This window comes from Variovorax sp. LjRoot175 (genome assembly GCF_964253805.1).
In the GTDB taxonomy this organism is placed as follows: Bacteria; Pseudomonadota; Gammaproteobacteria; order Burkholderiales; family Burkholderiaceae_C; genus Variovorax.
Genome location: NZ_CAXURY020000002.1, coordinates 1,086,072 through 1,103,573 on the forward strand (window position 1 = coordinate 1,086,072; position 17,502 = coordinate 1,103,573).

Here is a 17,502-nt window from a genome sequence, read left to right on the forward strand (position 1 = left end):
AGCGCCACTTGCATGCGGAGTGCGTGGAGACTCAAGTCGAAGCACAGGCTCTCTTTGAGCTCGCCTTCGCGACCGCCGAGTGCTCGTTCTGGCTCGACAGCAGCCTCACGACCCCTGGACAGGCACGTTTCTCGTTCATGGGCGATGCGAAAGGCCCACTCGCCGAAGTCGTGAGCTACCGCAGCGCCACGCAGGAGCTCGTGATCCGGCGCGCAGACAAGGTGCAGACGCGTTCGCAGAGCATCCTGGACTACCTGCGCGAACAGATTCCCAGCAACGCAACGAAGTCATGGCCGGACTCGATGGGTTTCAGTTCGCAACGACCGCGATCCCTCGGAACTGCCCCGCCTGCACCCCCGCCGCCGGCCTCGGGTAGCGCCCTGGCGAGAAGCGGTGCATCAGCTCGGCCTCGCGGGCGCGCGCCAACGCGAGGTTGGCCAGCTTCACGTGGCCGAAACCGCGGATCGTCATGGGAACGGCGGCGATCTGCGCCGCGAGCTTCTGGTTGTCCGTGGACAGTTCGGCCAGCAACTCGTCGAGTCGCGCATCGAACTGTTCTATCAGCGAGCGCTCGAGCCGGCGTTCGGCCGTGTAGCCGAACAGATCGAAGGCTGTTCCGCGCAAACGCTTGCCATGGGCCAGCCACCTCATGGCGGGCAGCATCCAGCCGCCGAGGCGGATCTTCGCCGGCGGCTGTCCGTTCCTCGGCCGCGACAGGAACGGCGGGGCCATGTGGAATTCCAGCTTGACGTCGCCTTCGAACTGCTGCGCGAGCTTCTCGCGGAAATTGCCGTCGCTGTACAGGCGCGCGACCTCGTACTCGTCCTTGTAGCTCATGAGCTTGAGCAGGCTGCGTGCAGCGTTGCGACTGAAAGGCACGGATGGATCGCCCCCCGCCAGCGCCGCCTCGCGCTGCTGCACGCCGCGCACGCGCGCCTCGAAACGACCCGCCCAGGCCCCATTCTGATAGCCGGTGAGATGGCTGCGGCCGCGCGCGATCAGCACCTCCAGCGATTCATCCTGCGACTCGGGCGAGGCGGTGCTGCGCAGTCCTTCGATCGCCTGCGGCGCGCCCGCGGCCAGCCGGCCCAGCGAGAAGGCCATCTGGTTGGGTGCGATGGCGACACCGTTGAGCTCGATCGCGCGCGTCAGCGCCTCCAGGCTCAGCGGTATCAGGCCGCGCTGCCAGGCGTAGCCGGTCGCGAGGATGTTCGACGCCAGCGTGTCACCGAGGAATTCCTCCGCGAGCGTCTGCGCATCGAAGGTCTCGACCTGTTCGCTGCCGGCGACGAAGCGCATCTTCTCGAGCAGCAGCTCCACCTTGAGGTCGGCATCCGGGTTGCGCAGCGATTCGGCCACCGGGATCTCGTGCGTGTTCGCGAGGATGCGGGTGCGGCCATGGCGCACGGTCTGTAGTGCGTCGGGCGAGGCTCCCACCACGATGTCGCAGGCCAGGATCGCGTCGGCCTGTTGGGTGTCGATGCGCACCTGGTTCAATCGCTCGGGCACATCGGCGAGGCGCACGAAGCTCAGCACCGCCCCGCCCTTCTGGGCGAAGCCCATGAAGTCCAGCACGCTGGCCGATTTGCCTTCGAGATGCGCGGCCATCGCGACCACCGCACCGACGGTCACCACGCCGGTGCCGCCGACGCCGGTGACGAGCAGGTCGTAGGGCGCGTCCCAGGTTCGCTGCGCAGGCCGTGGCAATGCGGCCACGTGTCGCAGGAAGGCATCGCGGCCCGCGGCCAGCGTCCCGCTCTTCTTGCGCAACGCCCCGCCAGTCACGCCAACGAAGCTCGGGCAGAAGCCCTTGGCGCACGAATAGTCCTTGTTGCAGCTGGTCTGGTCGATCTTGCGCTTGCGCCCAAGGTCGGTTTCGTGCGGCAGCACCGCCACGCAGTTGCTCTGCACGGTGCAGTCGCCGCAGCCCTCGCAGACGGCCTCGTTGATGAAGAGGCGCTTGGCAGGATCGACCATCTCGCCCTTCTTGCGGCGGCGGCGCTTCTCGGCCGCGCAGGTCTGTTCGTAGATCAGCACGGTGACGCCGGGCAGCTCGCGCAGTCGGCGCTGTACCGCGTCGAGCTCGCTGCGGTCGTGGAACTCGGTGCCGGCCGGGAATTTGCCCTTGATCTGCGCGTACTTGTCGATCGCGTCGCTGACGACGACCACCTGCTTCACGCCTTCCGATTCCACCTGCCGCGCGATGGCATCGACACTGATGACGCCATCGACCGGTTGCCCGCCGGTCATCGCGACCGCGTCGTTGAAGAGGATCTTGTAGGTGAGCGTCGCCTTGGCCGCGACCGCCTGCCGGATCGCGAGGTAGCCCGAGTGATAGTAGGTGCCGTCGCCGAGGTTCTGGAACACGTGCGGCGTGCGCGTGAACATCGAGTGCGAGACCCAGTCGACGCCTTCGCCGCCCATCTGGATCAGGCCCGCCGTGCTGCGGTCCATCCAGTTGGCCATGAAGTGGCAGCCGATGCCAGCGCGTGCGGTCGAGCCTTCGGGCACCTTGGTGCTGGTGTTGTGCGGGCAACCGGCACAGAAGTAAGGCAGGCGCTTGACGCTGTCGCCACCGTTGCTCAGCAGTTCGGGCGGCGTGAAGTCGCGCACATGCTGGAAGTGGTCGCCCAACTCGGCGTTATCCGGGAAGTGCTCCGACAGCCAATGGGCCACCAGCTCGATCAGCCGCGAAGGCCGAAGCTCTCCGAGCGCCGACACCAGTGGCCGGCCGTCGCGATCGTGCTTGCCCACCAGTGCCGGCCGCGCATCGGCCGGTGCGTTGTAGAACAGGTCGCGCAACTGGCTCTCGACGATTGCGCCCTTCTCCTCGACGATCAGGATCTCGTCCAGGCCTTGTGCGAACGCCCGGATGCGCGTGGGCTCGATCGGAAAGCTCAGGCCCACCTTGTAGAGGCGCACGCCCACGCGAGTCAGGCTCTCCGGCGTCACCTCGAGACGGCGCAGCACCTCCATCAGGTCGTAGTGCGCCTTGCCGCAGGTCACGATGCCGACCTTCGCATGCGGGCTCTCGATCACCTGGCGGTCGATGCTGTTCACGCGCGCAAAGGCGGCCACCGCCTGCAGCTTGTCGGCCAGGCGCGACTCGATGCGCAGCGACGGCAAGTCGGGCCAGCGATAGTGCAGCCCGTCGGGCGGCGCGACGTGACCGGTGGCCGCGCGAACTGCGTCGGCATCGGCCCAGTCGGCGACGCGGGACTCGACCAGGTCGAGGTCCACCGTGCCCGCGCTCTCGACCACTTCGGACAGGGCCGCCATGCCGACCCACGCGCCGGAGAAACGCGACAGCTCGTAGCCGTACAGGCCGAACTCCAGGTACTCGGCCACGCAGGCCGGCTGCACGATCGGCATGCTCCACGCCACGAAGGCGTGGTCGCTCTGGTGCGGCATCGACGAGGAAACGCAGCCGTGGTCGTCGCCGGCGACCACCAGCACGCCGCCATGCGGCGACGAGCCATAGGCATTGCCGTGCTTGAGCGCATCGCCGGCGCGGTCCACGCCCGGGCCCTTGCCGTACCACATCGCAAACACGCCCTCGACGGTGCGCTCGTGGTCCGACTCCACGCGCTGCGTGCCGAGCACCTGCGTGGCCGCCAATTCCTCGTTGATCGCGGGTACGAAGCGGATGCCCGCGTCCTTGAAGCCCGGCCCGGCCTTCCAGATCGCCTGGTCGACCATGCCCAGTGGCGAGCCGCGGTAGCCGCTCACGAAGCCCTGGGTGTTCAGCCCTCGGGCCGCATCGCGCCAGCGCTGCATCAGGAGCAAGCGCACCAGGGCTTGCGTGCCGGTCAGGAAGACGGCGCCCGAGCGCGCCCAGAGGCTGTCTGAAAGTTGGTAGTCCTGGCGCTGCAGCGCAGGAGGCGTCGTGATCAAGTGCATTGGAGGATTGTTCTTCGCCATTCGGAGGAATATCCTCTGCAATGCACCGGAATCGACCCTATTTCTGAGAATTTTATTCTCCTCACCCTCCATGAACGACGTTTTCATTCCTCTTGACAACCACTCGCTCCAGATCCTGCTCGAGCTGCAGCGCGACGCGCGCCAGACGGTGCAGCAGATTGCGGACAAGGTCGGGCTTTCGTCCACGCCCTGCTGGCGCCGCATCAAGGAGATGGAAGCTTCCGGCGTGATCCGCGGCTACACGGTCGTCGTCGATCGCGAGAAGGTCGGCCTCAACCTCGCGGCCGTGACCGAGGTCAACCTCGACCGGCACAGCGAATCGAAGGTGCGCGATTTCGAGAAGGCGGTGGAGGCGAGCCCGCAGATCGTGCGCTGCGTCTCGGCGACGGGTCCGGCCGACTACATCCTCACCGTGCTGGTGCCCGACATCAAGCACTACGAGAAATTCCTGCACACCACCTTGTTCGAGCAGGCCGGCGTCACGCACGTGCGTTCGGCGATCGTGCTGAGGGAAGTGAAGTCCGAAGGGAGCCTGCCGGTCGACCTCGGGCCGACCAAGAGGGCGCGCGCCTGAGCGGCGACGGATTCGGTACGCTCTTCATCGTGGACTCAGCCCGATGAGTGCCGTGCCCGGCCCCTAGGTTGCACCGGGTGGGTCGAACCGGCGCGCCTTGAATCTCCCGGTTTCACTTGAAGATGTCGTACACGCAGTTCGCTGCGCGATCGATGACTTGAATGTTCTTCATGGAAAGCTCGTGGTCGAGGTCGACCTCGAAGGTCTGCTTGGCCGGGAGCGCGATGCCGAAGTCGCTCCAGGGAGCTGCCATCGGCTTGTGCGTCAAACGGTCACGCGCTGGCAAGACGGGCACACCGGCCGATCGCTTCGCCTTGGGTTCGGCAATCGAATGGCATGCCCAATAGACGCCTCGATCAGAGATCTCAGTTTGCTCGGAGATCTCCAACGCGTCGTCCACCTCGATACCGAGGTACCTCACGGGAGATAGTCGAGCTTGGAATGACCAAGCAGCAACTGCACAGCACGCAGGTTCTAGCGCGCCGGTAGATCAACGTCGCCTTGGTTCGCCGCATCGAATGCGTGCCGTAGTCTGCGGGATCAAGTCCAAGATCCTCGACCCAGCCCTCGAGGATTCGAGCGAACTGCCGTGTCCCCAGATGTGGTGAGGCGTGGAAGCGGCTTGGGAAAACGAAATCCTCAGATTTCAGCCCTGCTTGCTTGACCCACTTCTGCACAGCTTCTCGTGTCGCTTGCGTGATCTCGAACTGGACAGGGCGCTGGGTCTTGTGTTGCATCACCACGGCGCGCGTTGCCACCTGGTCGCCGTGGCAGATGTCCCGGACCTTGAGACTGACGAGGTCACAGCCACGCAACTTGCTGTCGATGCCCAGATTGAAGAGAGCAAGCTCGCGCACCCGGTTTTCCATCTGGAGGCGCGCTCGAAGTGCCCAGATGTCCTTGCCCTTGAACGGGGCCTTCTGGCCGACGATCTTGCCCTTGTTCCATGGCTCGCGGCAAGCAGCGTTGACATTGGTTCCCATGATGGACTCCTATCAAGTTGAGGACCATCAAAGATGCACCTCTGAGAGAGTCAAAACGCTTGGACTGGGGCAAGGCGGCAGACGAATCAAGGACGAGCGACTGCCGTGCGGTGGGGGCGTGGTCGGCCCAGCTCTCACGTCGAAAGTCAGTTTCCCGGCTCAGCTACGAACTCACCGTCTCGGCCAAGAGCCGACGGTCGTCGACGACGACCGCTTTCCGGCATTCCAGCACGCATCGGCGGGTCGAAGCCGCGTGCAACCGTCGGCGCAAGGGCATCGTCGGCCAATTTCCGCGTGTTGAACGATCGCCGGCCTTCTCTTGAGCCGATGGCTCGGCCGCAACCCCTCAAGCAGTGCCGTCCGATGCTGCGAACTTGCCGCCCGGGCCAGAGAACCCCTTTGCCAGTTGCTCTCGCAGCGCTTCGACCGATCGCGCCGGCAGCTCACAGCTTCCATTCCGACACAGGTAGGCCTCGCCCGCAATCCGTCCTTCGAGCAGCGGACCGACCCCGGAAAGCCACGGAAGAGCGTGACCAGTGGCGCAAACGCCTGCTGCGCCGCCGCCCACAGGCGTTCGCTGCCCGGTCCCGCCGGGATCGCAAGATCAGCCCCCCGCTCAGCCAGCAGCTGTGCGTGCAGCAACGCTGGCGCGGCCATCGGCGCTTCCTCCATCAACGCGCCGCGGCCCTCGAGCGTCGCGCTTGCGATGTCGGTCCAGTTGCTGCGTTCATAGGGGCCCGCCAGTCGCAGCAACAGCTCGCACGCCGCCGCAGTACCCGAGGGCACTGCGCCGTCGTAGAGGCTGTGCGCCCGCATCGGCAGCTGCGTCGACGTGCTATCGAAGAAGCCTTCGACCGCATCGTGGAAGCGCTCGACCATTCCGCCGCACAGGTCGAGCGCGGCGTTTAGCCACTCCAGCTCGCCGGTGGCTGCATGCAGTTCCACGAGGCCGAGCCCGAGTTGCGCATGGTCGGCTAGGTACCCCTCATCGCGCAGCGTGCCGTCGCGCCAGGCGTGGTGGACCCGCCCATCCCGGACCATGGCGGCCAGCAGGAAGCGCGCGAGCTCTCGCGCAGCCTGCACGAAGTCGTCTCGCCCGAGCAGTCGCCCTCCTTCAGCAAATGCGCGCAGCGCCATGCCGTTACAGTCGGCCAGCACCTTGTCGTCGGTAATCGGCCAGGCGCGCTGGGCACGCGCGGCGTAGAGGCGCTCGCGCACCGAGCGTTCCCAGGACGCGAAGGCCTCGGGTTCCTGGTCGAGTTCGGCGCGTACGCCTTCCGGATCGCGGCGCTCGAGCACGTTCGTGCCGTGCTCCCAGTTGCCCTGCACCGTCACGCCATGCAGACGCGCCGCGGCCTGTGCATCGGCGCCGAGCACGGCGCGGAACTCGGCCAGCGTCCAGACGTGGAATTTGCCCTCGACGCCCTCGGCGTCGGCGTCCTGCGCGCAAGCGTAGGCTGCCGGCGCAGCCGCGGGGTGCATCTCGCGCAGCAGGTACGTCAATGTGCCCTCGGCGACAAGGCGCAGCCTCTCTTCGCCGGTCAGCCTGAAGGCGCCGGCATACACGCGCGCGAGCTGGGCGTTGTCGTACAGCATCTTTTCGAAGTGCGGCACATGCCAGCGCTCGTCGGTCGAGTAGCGAGCGAAGCCACCACTGACGTGGTCATACATTCCGCCTGCGGCCATGTGGTGCAGCGTCGCAACGAGCATCGTGCGCGCGCTCCCGTCGCCGCTGGCGGCCAGCGCCAGCAGATACTGCAGCAGCGGAGTCTGCGGGAACTTGGGCGCGCTGCCGAAGCCCCCGCGCGTTTCGTCGAAGCGCAGGGCGATCTGGGCCACGGCTCGCCGGTGCATCTCATCGGCCGATGTACGGGCCGAGAGGGTCGTGCCGCGGCGCACGAGATCGAGCAGCGTTTGGGCCTCCCGCTCGATGTCACCCCGCCGGTGGACCCAGGCCTCGCGCACGGCGGCGAGCACCTCGGAAAAGCTGGGGATTCCTTGGCGCGATCGCGGCGGGAAGTACGTGCCGCCGAAGAAAGCGCGAAGTTGCGGCGTGAGGAACACGTTCATCGGCCAGCCGCCGCGGCCCGTGAGCGCCTGCAGCGCGCTCATGTAGACGTGGTCGACGTCGGGCAGTTCCTCGCGGTCGACCTTGATCGCAACGAAGGCATCGGCCAACTGGCGCGCCAGCCCCACGTCCTCGAAGCTCTCGCGCTCCATCACATGGCACCAGTGGCAGGTGGCGTAGCCCACTGATAGCAAGATGGGCTTGTCCTCGGCGCGCGCCTTGGCGAACGCCTCCTCGCCCCATGGAAACCAGTCCACCGGGTTGTGCGCGTGCTGCAGCAGGTAGGGACTCGTCTCGCGAGCAAGGCGGTTGGTGGGGCGGTCCGCGGGTTGCGAACTGAGAGTCGTCATGGACAGCGGCCCCGGCCTCGGAGTTTGTCTGGGAACGTTCGCCATTGTTTTAGCCTATGCCTTTGTCGAAGGCGTGGTCATGATCAAGGAAAGAAAGTACGCTACACCTCCACGGGAATGTGGCGGCGCTGACATCCACGACGCCGACAAGGTCGAAGCGGTGCTGCGCTATCACGAGCGTACCAACGCGGCCGGTACAGCCAGCGAAGTCGGCCGACGACCGACTCAGCCGATGTCCGGGTCGGTGCCTCTTGAGAGTCTCGGCCACGCATGCGCGTTGATGGTCCTGTGCGAAGGCGCTGCCATGGAACCCAGCATTGCATAGATTGTCTAAGAGTCAGCGCCGCAGTCGATGATGTCCATCTTGGCAAAGTCGCCGGCCCGCAAGAGGTATCAGTCTTCCCGATACGCTGTCAGAAACGACTGCGACGAACCACCGCCATCAGAAGGAAATGTATCGTGCATGAGCTGACCTTCCACACTCTCCTGTACCGCTACTTCTTTTTCGAGTGGCTCTTCCTGGACGCCACACAAGGCAGCCTCATCGAGCGCTCAGCGGCCTGGCGGCACAACCAATCTCAAGCTCACTGGCTTCCCACTTACATGCGACGCTGGCTGTGGTGCGCCGTGCTGTTGTACGGGTTGGGGGGGATTGTCGAAATCCTGATTGGCGCGCCGGCGGTATCGGCGCTGTTCTATGTGCCGAGCGCCTTGAGCGTGTCGGTGAATGCGGTGATCGCGGCGGCTTGGCTGGGGCTGAAGACCTTGTAGGAACCTCTCTGAGATCGCGACCCCGGGTCGAAGAATCAGAAGTTGTAGGCTTTTTCGCCGTGATCAGCGCGCGAGGTCGAGTCCTTGTTCCTGATCTTCGTCGCTGGCACGGATGCCGATCGTGTACTTCAGGATCGTCATGATCACGAAGGCCACGAACGCGAACCAGAGCAGGGTGATGCCGATGTCTTGCAACTGCGCGATCATCTGCGCCCCGGCATCGAAGTCCCCCCACCTTGCCGGCCACGTAGTCATAAACGCCCGTGCCGCCAAAGGCCGGGTTGACGAAAAATCCAGTGCCAAGCGACCCCAGGATGCCGCCGATGCAGTGCACGCCGAACGTGTCCAGGGCGTCGTCATACTTCAGCCAGGCCTTGAGCTTCGTGACAGCGAAGAAGCAAACGATGCCCGCGACGCCCCAAGTGACAAACGCGCCGACCGGACCCACATAGCCAGCCGCAGGCGTGATCGCCACCAGGCCCGCCACGATGCCCGAGCAGATTCCCAGCACACTGGGTTTTCCCTTGACGATCCATTCCGTCAGCGTCCAGGTGCCGCCCGCGGTAGCGGTGCCGAGCGGGTCCGCGCGACGTCGATCGACTTCTTCGCCGATCCGCTGCCCGACGCAGACGTGTTGACCATGGGGATGATCCTGCACGACTGAATCTCGAGAAGAAGATGCACCTGCTGCGAGCGGCCCATGCGGCCCTTGCTCCGGGCGGCGCATTGATCGTGATCGAAAGCCTAATGATCGAGTTCGGCGACGCGTTCAACTTCACGGTAGGCGACCTATTCGGCTGGTGCCGCGACGCGGGGCTTCGCAAGACAGAGGTAATCGCGCTGGCCGGCGCCGTGAGCGCGGGCATCGCCTACAAGTAGGCCTGCCGCGGGTCATCTGGTCGCACGATTGAACGAGTTGGGGGCGATTGCGCACCTGGCAATCGACTGACTCGGACGTGGTTGCTAGTGGCGGCAGAATTCGGCCAACAGACGGTCGCGAATGTCAGCTATCTGGTAGCTCATAGGCGTCATGACCCGCGGCGGGCTCACACGCGGTTTGCCCTTCGTGCGGCCTGCGGCAGCTGGGGCTACAAGGAATTTCGCGCGACCCGGAAGACCAGGGTGCGTGGCTCCTCACGTCGTCCAATGAGAATGGCATCTTCGCTTGCCGCGAGGACGCACTGAGGTGGCTCATCGCTCACGCGCAACTATTTCAGCCAAATGATCACCGGAACCGCCGGCCGGTCCGGGCAGTTCATCGATCCGCTATAACGATCTGATAGTCGTCCGCTGTACCTGCATTCGACGCCATCAACCAATATGGTTGCCTCGATTGCAGACCGAAACTTCGACAACTGAAAACGGATTTCACCTATTCTTTCCTCCGGTCCATCCTGCGTGCAGATACCCACGTGCCGCATCGTCAACGGCCCCGAGAATTCCTTAGTTCGATTCACGGTCCGTTCGGTAACGCTGGCGCTTAACTCCCACTGCCCGAACTCGCCGGAATATCCGATAACTTGCAGCGATTGGGCCTCCGCTTGCGTCACTACAGCGACCAGTAGGATCAGACCCAAGCACGTCCTCATCAGATTCTCCCCAGGGCACCAAAATCTCATGGCCGCTTCGCCAAGAACGCGCGCGCGTCGTTAACCTCGGTTCGGGTCCTGTCAGCGCCATCGGCGATCGTGATGACCTTGCCAAAATACTCCCGAGCCCTGGCCGAATCGCCGAACTTTTCGGCGGCTTTTGCCGCACCAACATAGGCGCCCAGCCGATTGGGTTCCTTCTTCAGTGTCGCTTCGAAAGCAACGAGCGCTTCCTTGGCCATTCCGCGCTCGAGCAGCATGACGCCGTAGAGTTCGCGCGCGGGCTTGAGAACGCCCGGCGTCACCGGATGCTTGTCGGTCCGGTCCTCGGCATCGGCGGCTGCACTCATCGCTTTCAGCGCGTCGTCATGCTTGCCTTCGGCGTACAAGACCCACGCGGTTGCAACCTGGCGCTGAATATCGACCTGCTCGGACCAATATGCATCCTTGGCTTCGCGCAACTTGTCTCGCAATTCGGCGAGCTTGGCGATGTCCACATTGGCGGCTGCAGTGTCACCCGAACGGGCAGCGCCGAGCGCCCGCGCAAAATGCGTGATCGCTTGTACGTTGGCCAGCGGGCTGGGACGGATATGGAGGTCAGCCGCGGCCTTCCAGTCGCCGCGTTCCACCGCGTAGCGCGCCGGCGAAGCGGCCAGCGCATAGGGCCCAGGGATAGAAGTCTCGGTGAAACCGGTGACCCGGCTCATCTCGTCGATGACGGCGCTGGCATTCTTGTCCTGCCCGAGCTGCAAATTGGCATAGACCAGGTAGTCCATGGCGTGCAGCTGATCATGGCCCTCCTTGCCCTGCGCCGCGACACGTGCCGACTCCGTGTTGGAGGCAATCGAGTCCTTCCAGTAGCCGATGCGCGTGAAGACGTGCGACGGCATGTGCTGAGCGTGAGCCGCCGCGGGCGCGATCTGGGAATAGCGCCTGGCGGCACCAAGTCCTCTTTCCGCGAGCTCCGGAGAGTCGTAAAGATGAATCAGATAGTGAGCCACTCCCGGGTGCTGCGGCTGTCGCTTCGCAATCTCCTCCAGGATGGCCGCACCTTTTAGCTGGTTGGCGTACGTCTTGTCAGCTGGCGAAGCCGAGGTGTTGAGGGCAAGCGCATAGTAGATTTGAGCCTCGTCATCAGTTGGGTAGCGCTGCGCCAACTGTTCCATCGCCTTGGCATAGGCCTGCATGCGCGTGCGGTGATCGACCTTGTCGTAGTCAGCGTACATGGCGCTCAGCGCATCGAGGTAGTCGCGTTCCCTTTGAGTGGCGGCGCCAATGCTCTTTCCCTTCGTCAGCGCGGCGGCGCCCTCGGCGAGATTCTTCGCGGGCGCTGGGATGTGGGGATTCCAAAGCATGCTCAGCGCGATGCCCCAATAGGCGATGCCGCAAGCGGGATCGGCCTTCAATACATCCTCGAAGACACTTTGCGAGCCCCGGTACCAGAACGAGTGCTGATACAGCATCCCGCGGTCGAAAAGCTTCTGCGCGTCCGGCGTGCACGACGCCTCGAAATGCACCTTGCCAAGCTTTTCGTCACCCGCTTGTCCAAAGGCCGGTGGGGCAAGCGACACGCCGGTTGCAAACATCGCAACGAGGACGAACGACGACTTGGTCATGACCGGCTCCTTAGGGCGTCAAGAGTTCGCCCGAGCGTCTTCCAGTCTATGCCTTTTTCGCGTCGATAACGAAGACTTCGCAACGGCATCGAAGCCGACGTGGACGTCCGGTTGCTCGAAGATTCTTGGGCTCGGCTTGCTCAATGCGAGTAACAGCGCGGGGCTTGACAGACTCCGGCGCTCTGCCCTCGTGGGGAAAAAAGGTCGGTCGGTCAAGTCACGCCTGCCCGCGATCCATCCGCTTCGCGTCGTCCTGACCTTGCCATCAGACAGCCGCTTTGGGCTCCATCTGTCGCCTTGGCGAAGGGCGGAGCCGGCCAGGAGCCGTCCTCGTCGCAAGGCGGCTTTGAGTAGCCAGAGCCAGGATGTGAGGGGCCAGGTGGGAATTGCTCCTCCGCAGGGATGACCTTCGCCAGACCATCCTGCGGAATGTGGCTACCGGCATACCGGCCCCTGGCGGAAGCCGGCTTCGGGAAGATATCGAGCAAGTGAATGGCAAACGAGTAGCGAACGGCGGGATCAAGGGCTGACACGGCTCATGCGTGCAGCTCGACGATATCGCCATCCGCGACGCAGTGGTCGTGCCCGACCTGCTGCCCTTCGAACCCTGACCTGCCCCAGACGCGCGCGTAGCGCAACGAGCGCGCCAGATCCTGATGCACCAGCCGCGCGACGTCGCCTACAGTCTGGCCGCGGCGAAGCGTAAATGGCCGGTGCTTGTCGGCGGGATGCCCCGGAGTCTTGGTGTAGACGCGCACGATGCCGAGGTTCTGGAATAGCCACGGGCCGATGTCCCCCAGGCCGTGACCCGTGGCCGCGGAAACGGCGAACACCGGCAGGCGCGAGCCCGACAGCTCGCGCAGTGCGAGGAGTTCCGCATCGAGGTCGGCCATGCCATCCGCCTTGTTCGCGAGCATTAGGGTTGGCAGCCGCAGCGCGAAGGGGTCCTCGTCTGCGGTCGCCTCCAGACGCTCTGTAAGCGTCACGCGCTGCTGCCCCAGCATTGACCGCACGGCCTGCAGTTGCTCTATGCACGAGGGCTCGCCCAGATCCACGACCAGCAGCGCCGCGTCGGCCGTCTGCAAGGTGTTGACCAGCCATGGCACAGGATGCTCCGGGGCGATCGGCGGCAGGTCGATCAGTTGGAAGTGCACATCCTCGTGCGGCATCATCCCGGCTTCCGGGTACTGCGTCGTGAACGGATACAGACCGACGTGCGCCGCGGAACCCGTCAGCCGCGCGTGCAGCGAGGACTTTCCTGCGTTCGGTGGCCCTATCAGCGCGATCTGCGCCGCGCCTTCGGGGCGGATCACCAGCGCCGGGCCGCCGTGCCCTGCGCCCTTCGTAGCACCTTCCAGCTGTTCGGTGAGTCCCTTGATGCGGGCCTTGATATCTGCCTGCAGGTGCTCGGTGCCCTTGTGCTTGGGAATCGTGCGCAGCATCTCGCGCAACCACTCCATACGGTCGCACGGGTCGCGGCTCTTGCGGAAGGCGGCTTCGGCCGCCTTGTAGTCGGGCGAAAGATTCGCGGGCACGATATCAGCGTCCTCGCCTCTATTGTGTTCCTCGTGCAGCTCCAGGCCCCCGACCCGGCGTACGCAGGCTCCGAGCAGGCCCGAGCCCACTTCCGCCTTGCCCTCAAGATCGCCTTCGGTTTCGTCACGCTGATCTGGCTCATCGACGCGATGCAATGGGCACTGGGCCTGGAGCCGGACCCGTACGGCGTCCGCCCGCTTTCGGTGCTGGGCCGGGGTTCGGTCCACTTCGGTGTCAGCGGTTTGGTCCTGCTCAGGTTGAGGCGCCGCAGTGCCCCGGCATGCCGGTGGGGTTCACTCACTCCGAGAGCGCTCCCTCAAGTTCTATGAAGAGGCCGCTGAGAAGACAATGGGACACCAGCAGTTTCTGACCTATCAAGGCGCGCTTTCCGAGAGCGAGAAGGTCTTGCGCAGCTGGTACGACATGCCGCAACACCAACAAAGCCCGTCTCCATCGGGTTTCGAGCTCGAGGTGGAGGTGCGCTTTCGGACGTGCGCCTACGGATTCGCGGAGGGGCGGTCCGCCCAAGCTTCCATGCGGCTAAGATTGGACTCCACCACATGGAGACATTGCATGACGCTCGATGAGTACACGGAAGCAGCGAAGAAAATCTATGCGGAGCAGCAGAGCCTCGCGCAGTCGATGTCGCAGCTGGCGCTCGCGGCCAGAGCTGTACCGGCCAACCCTGAATTCGTGGCTCTCATGACGAAGCAGTGGGGGCTGGTGCAGCAATTGGCCTCGCTCAATACGGAACTGATGCTCGGCATCATGGTCCCCAAGAAATAGGGGCGGGCGACTACTGGCTGCGGCAACGCGAGCCTGTCCGTAATTTTTTGTGCGAGGCATGGCATGACGACCAGGAGCATGTATGCCAAGCAGGAAGACGACGAAGGCGGCAGCGGCCGCCGCGGCGGCGTTGCCGTCGATCCCCAAGGAGCTGATTGACCAGTTCGTGAAGGGGCCCATGAGTGCCGAGGCGGTGCAAGCCGCGGGGTGCGAGTCTGTTGCCGGACATCCAGGTTAGTGAGCCACTCGAGTTCGGGGGAGGATGCTATGCGTATTGCTCGCTGGTCCATCATTGGCGTACTTGCTTCGCTTTTGGGTGGCTGTGCAAGTACGCAAACACCCACCCCTGAAGCGCAACATGCGCTGGCGCCGACCGGTAAGCTTCGGGTGGCATTTCTCTCGGCCCCGCTCTACGCGGTCAAGGACCCTGCGACAGGCGAGTTCAAAGGCCAGGCTGTCGATCTCGGGAAGCAACTGGCACGCCGCGTTGGCGTGCCGTTCGAGCCGGTCCCCTATGCAAACGCCGCAGCAATACTCAGCGCAGCGGAGTCCGCAGAATGGGATGTCGCGCTGATGGGCATCAATGCGGAGCGCGCGGCTGCAATCGAATTTTCCGCGCCCTACCTTGAAGTCGAGCAGGGGTATCTCGTCCGCACCGGCGTACCTATTTCCACGATGGCGGACGTGGACAAGCCCGGAGTCCGAATTGCGGTGTTCGAAAAGTCCGGCGCCGATCTGTACCATTCGAACACCCTGAAGAATGCCGACGCTTGTCCGCGCAAAGAGTATCGATGAGTTGTTCGATGCTGTGTTCGTATCGACGCAGGCGGACGTCATCGCCGCGACCAAGTCAGCCCTCTTCGAGCGGTCCGGCAGTCACCCGGGCTCGCGAGTGCTCGACGGCCGGTTCCTCGTCGAACCAGTCGGCATGCGCGTGCCCAAGGGGCGCAAGCCCATCGCTGCTTCGTACGTCGGCAAGATCGTCGAGGATGCAAAAGCAGTCCACCTGGTCAAGACCGCAATCGATAGAGCCAGCCTGCATGGCGTAGCCGTCGCGCCATTGAAATGACATTCTCCAACGTTGTGTAGCAGCGGACAGCAGGCAGCCGACACCATCGAGCCCCCCGTTGGACGACCGTTTTGCGGCGCCAAGTGCGACTCGCCGAAGGACGGCTTCGGGCCCATCTCGACCATACGGCGGCTGAGATTGCTCGCCCGACAGCGGCCATTCGCAGCATCACCGCGACAGCGCTGCCACGCAAGCATTCGTTCGACGCCAGTCAGCAGCCATTCGCCCTGAATCCCTGGGCTGAACGCGCCTGAGGCGCCTTACTCGGGCGGGAATGTCCGGCAAAAGTAGCCGGCAAGCATGATGGAGGAGACCGCAGGACGACGTTGACGAGGGTGGCATGCGCGGCCACCATAGCGCATCGTCACCAATGCCCAACTAGGCAGCGGGCTCGTTGGAGAGGCCTGACCCGCTCTGAAATGGGGGGTCAAGGCGCCGTGCAGAGCTTTCAAGGAGATCCCATGGCTGAGAGCGACAAGGTGTTCGCAGGCTCGATCCCGAAGTTCTACGACACGCTGATGGTTCCCCTGATCTTCGAGGCCTATGCCGCCGACCTGGCGGAGCTTGTCGCTGCCTCCTCGCCCGGTTCGGTGCTTGAAACTGCGGCCGGCAGTGGCGTGGTCACGCGGGCGCTTGCGCCAAAGATCAGCGCCGACGCGCGCTACGTGGTGACCGACCTCAACCAACCCATGCTCGACTATGCCGCCACCCGGCAGGGGTCCGATAGCCGTATCGAATGGCGACAGGCGGACGCGCTCGACCTGCCGTTCGAAGATGCCTCGTTCGACGTCGTTTGCTGTCAGTTCGGCGCGATGTTTTTCCCCGACCGGGTCGCCGGCTACGCCGAGGCGCGTCGCGTGCTGAGGCCAGGCGGGCGATTTGTCTTCAATGTCTGGGGCCGCATCGAAGAGAACGCCTTTGCCGACGACGTCACCAACGCCGTCGCCGCGGTGTTTCCGCACGACCCTCCGCGATTCCTCGCCCGCACGCCGCACGGCTATCACGATGTCGCACTGATCCGCGAGGAATTGAGCCGCGCAGGGTTCACCGACATCGAGATCGAGACGCACGAGAAGGTGAGTCGCGTGTCCTCGGCACGCGACGTTGCCACCGCCTATTGCCAGGGAACGCCGCTGCGCAACGAAATCGAGGCGCGCGACGCCAGCTTGCTTCAACTCGCTACGGACCGCGCGACGGAGGCGATCGCCAGCCGCCGTGGCGAAGGCCCGGTGGCCGGCAAGATTCAGGCGCATGTGATCGTGGCGGCGGGATAGCGGAGTCCCGGCGCAAGGCTGTTGCAGGCCCGACCGGCATTTGCGGTAAGTGCGGGCATCCGAGGCGCTGTGTGCCTTTGCCCGTGCGCACCAGAAAGCAGCCCGCCAAGACGAAATTCCCCGAGCTTGTGTTCTCGAGGCATGCAGTCGACGCAGGTGCTTCATCGCGGCAACTATGGCCTAGTGAGATGCCAGGAAGCCGCCTGTGGCCAGCGACTGGAACTGGGCCGCATTCTGCCTTCCGAGGAAACCTCTCGCACCCTAGCCAATCGGACCGAGCTGCTTTCGCATGGGATGGCCCTTTATGCCAAACGCTGAAACTGGAAGGCCCTCCGGCACGAATCCGTTGCGGACATAGAGCGCCCGCGCCGTGCGTGTGCTTTCCAGACGCAGGGCCTTCAGGCCCGTCCGAGCTGAGTGGTCCTCGACAGCTGCGAGTAGCGCCTTGCCCACGCCGGCAAAGCGCACAGACGGGGTGACATAGCAAAGCGTCAGCTCACCGGTCCGCGACGCAGAGCCGAGCCCCACCACCGCCGAATTGACGATGGCGACGACCGAAAACGCGGTTGGTGCAAGGACAAGCATGCGCACGAAGTCAGGCGTCTTATTGCACAGCACAGCCACCCTTCGAGCACCTTGGCATCGCCGCGATGGTCCTCGCTGCAGCACTCGAGGATCGAGCTTCGAATGACACTGCAGGCGGCGGTTGCGTCGTCAACCGTCGCAGGTCGAATCTGAAAATCCATGGGCTCCTCAGGTGGCGACTTCTGGCTGCATTCTGCCTTCCCCGCTGAAGCCGCAAGTCGTTCCCGGCGGCTGGCGGAAATGTCCGAACGAACCAGTGGTGCGTTGCACCAAAGGGCAATATCCAAAATCCCATACCGAGGTTAGCGTGAGACCGTTTGGACATCCAGAGCCCGACGAGCGAGGCACCTGCTTCAATTTTGGACGGCTTCAGTGTTGGC

General features: G+C 64.3%; 14 protein-coding genes and 2 pseudogenes. 8 read left to right on the forward strand and 8 right to left on the reverse strand.

The window, feature by feature from the left end; genetic code table 11:
* Nucleotides 1-309: 309 nt before the first annotated feature.
* Nucleotides 310-3,900: an indolepyruvate ferredoxin oxidoreductase family protein gene (locus ACSQ89_RS35525; protein WP_436296936.1), complete on the reverse strand. Its 3,591-nt coding sequence runs from the start codon at nucleotides 3,898-3,900 to the stop codon at nucleotides 310-312.
* A gap of 91 nt (nucleotides 3,901-3,991) precedes the next feature.
* Here ACSQ89_RS35525 and ACSQ89_RS35530 point away from each other — a divergent pair, with 91 nt between their 5' ends.
* Nucleotides 3,992-4,495: an Lrp/AsnC family transcriptional regulator gene (locus tag ACSQ89_RS35530; protein WP_093110988.1), complete on the forward strand. Its 504-nt coding sequence runs from the start codon at nucleotides 3,992-3,994 to the stop codon at nucleotides 4,493-4,495.
* Between the two features lie 361 nt (nucleotides 4,496-4,856).
* Here ACSQ89_RS35530 and ACSQ89_RS35535 read toward each other — a convergent pair.
* Nucleotides 4,857-5,478 (reverse strand): annotated as a pseudogene (locus ACSQ89_RS35535) (tyrosine-type recombinase/integrase); the annotation flags it as partial.
* Nucleotides 5,479-5,649: 171 nt separating this feature from the next.
* On the reverse strand, nucleotides 5,650-7,941 hold the full coding sequence (locus ACSQ89_RS35540) for a thioredoxin domain-containing protein (protein ID WP_436296937.1): 2,292 nt from the start codon (nucleotides 7,939-7,941) through the stop codon (nucleotides 5,650-5,652).
* On the opposite strand from ACSQ89_RS35540, the gene ACSQ89_RS35545 reads away from it, so the two are divergent.
* Together ACSQ89_RS35545 and ACSQ89_RS35550 are read left to right on the forward strand one after the other, a co-directional pair.
* Entirely contained in the window at nucleotides 7,895-8,221 is a 327-nt protein-coding gene (locus ACSQ89_RS35545; RefSeq protein WP_093110962.1) for a hypothetical protein, read from the forward strand. The genes ACSQ89_RS35540 and ACSQ89_RS35545 overlap by 47 nt on opposite strands.
* A 134-nt stretch (nucleotides 8,222-8,355) precedes the next feature.
* Nucleotides 8,356-8,667, forward strand: coding sequence for a hypothetical protein (locus ACSQ89_RS35550; RefSeq protein WP_436295868.1), 312 nt, complete (start codon nucleotides 8,356-8,358; stop codon nucleotides 8,665-8,667).
* Between the two features lie 63 nt (nucleotides 8,668-8,730).
* Here ACSQ89_RS35550 and ACSQ89_RS35555 read toward each other — a convergent pair whose 3' ends face one another.
* Nucleotides 8,731-8,964 (reverse strand): hypothetical protein, encoded by a 234-nt coding sequence (locus ACSQ89_RS35555; protein ID WP_436297276.1) that lies wholly within the window; start codon nucleotides 8,962-8,964, stop codon nucleotides 8,731-8,733.
* Between the two features lies 1 nt (nucleotide 8,965).
* Nucleotides 8,966-9,394: pseudogene (locus ACSQ89_RS35560) on the reverse strand (hypothetical protein); the annotation flags it as partial.
* Here ACSQ89_RS35560 and ACSQ89_RS35565 point away from each other — a divergent pair.
* Nucleotides 9,346-9,546, forward strand: coding sequence for a hypothetical protein (locus tag ACSQ89_RS35565; RefSeq protein ID WP_436296938.1), 201 nt, complete (start codon nucleotides 9,346-9,348; stop codon nucleotides 9,544-9,546). The pseudogene ACSQ89_RS35560 and the gene ACSQ89_RS35565 sit on opposite strands and share 49 nt — an antisense overlap.
* Nucleotides 9,547-10,282: 736 nt before the next feature.
* Here ACSQ89_RS35565 and ACSQ89_RS35570 read toward each other — a convergent pair.
* On the reverse strand, nucleotides 10,283-11,872 hold the full coding sequence (locus ACSQ89_RS35570; protein WP_436295865.1) for a hypothetical protein: 1,590 nt from the start codon (nucleotides 11,870-11,872) through the stop codon (nucleotides 10,283-10,285).
* A 536-nt stretch (nucleotides 11,873-12,408) separates the two neighbouring features.
* The gene (locus ACSQ89_RS35575; RefSeq protein WP_436295864.1) at nucleotides 12,409-13,563 is read right to left on the reverse strand and encodes a GTPase; all 1,155 of its coding nucleotides are present in this window, start codon (nucleotides 13,561-13,563) and stop codon (nucleotides 12,409-12,411) included.
* Nucleotides 13,564-13,981: 418 nt separating this feature from the next.
* Here ACSQ89_RS35575 and ACSQ89_RS35580 point away from each other — a divergent pair, with 418 nt between their 5' ends.
* The 4 genes from ACSQ89_RS35580 to ACSQ89_RS35595 all read left to right on the forward strand — a co-directional run bounded on the left by ACSQ89_RS35580 (nucleotide 13,982) and on the right by ACSQ89_RS35595 (nucleotide 16,537).
* Nucleotides 13,982-14,194, forward strand: a complete 213-nt coding sequence (locus tag ACSQ89_RS35580) for a hypothetical protein (RefSeq protein ID WP_436295863.1) — start codon at nucleotides 13,982-13,984, stop codon at nucleotides 14,192-14,194.
* Between the two features lie 267 nt (nucleotides 14,195-14,461).
* Entirely contained in the window at nucleotides 14,462-14,989 is a 528-nt protein-coding gene (locus ACSQ89_RS35585) for a transporter substrate-binding domain-containing protein (RefSeq protein ID WP_436295862.1), read from the forward strand.
* Nucleotides 14,955-15,263: a hypothetical protein gene (locus ACSQ89_RS35590; protein WP_436296939.1), complete on the forward strand. Its 309-nt coding sequence runs from the start codon at nucleotides 14,955-14,957 to the stop codon at nucleotides 15,261-15,263. The genes ACSQ89_RS35585 and ACSQ89_RS35590 overlap by 35 nt, the downstream gene beginning before the upstream one ends.
* A gap of 461 nt (nucleotides 15,264-15,724) precedes the next feature.
* On the forward strand, nucleotides 15,725-16,537 hold the full coding sequence (locus ACSQ89_RS35595; RefSeq protein ID WP_436295580.1) for a class I SAM-dependent methyltransferase: 813 nt from the start codon (nucleotides 15,725-15,727) through the stop codon (nucleotides 16,535-16,537).
* A 261-nt stretch (nucleotides 16,538-16,798) separates the two neighbouring features.
* On the opposite strand, the gene ACSQ89_RS35600 is transcribed toward ACSQ89_RS35595, so the two are convergent.
* Nucleotides 16,799-17,161: a GNAT family N-acetyltransferase gene (locus tag ACSQ89_RS35600; RefSeq protein WP_436296940.1), complete on the reverse strand. Its 363-nt coding sequence runs from the start codon at nucleotides 17,159-17,161 to the stop codon at nucleotides 16,799-16,801.
* Nucleotides 17,162-17,502: the final 341 nt, after the last annotated feature.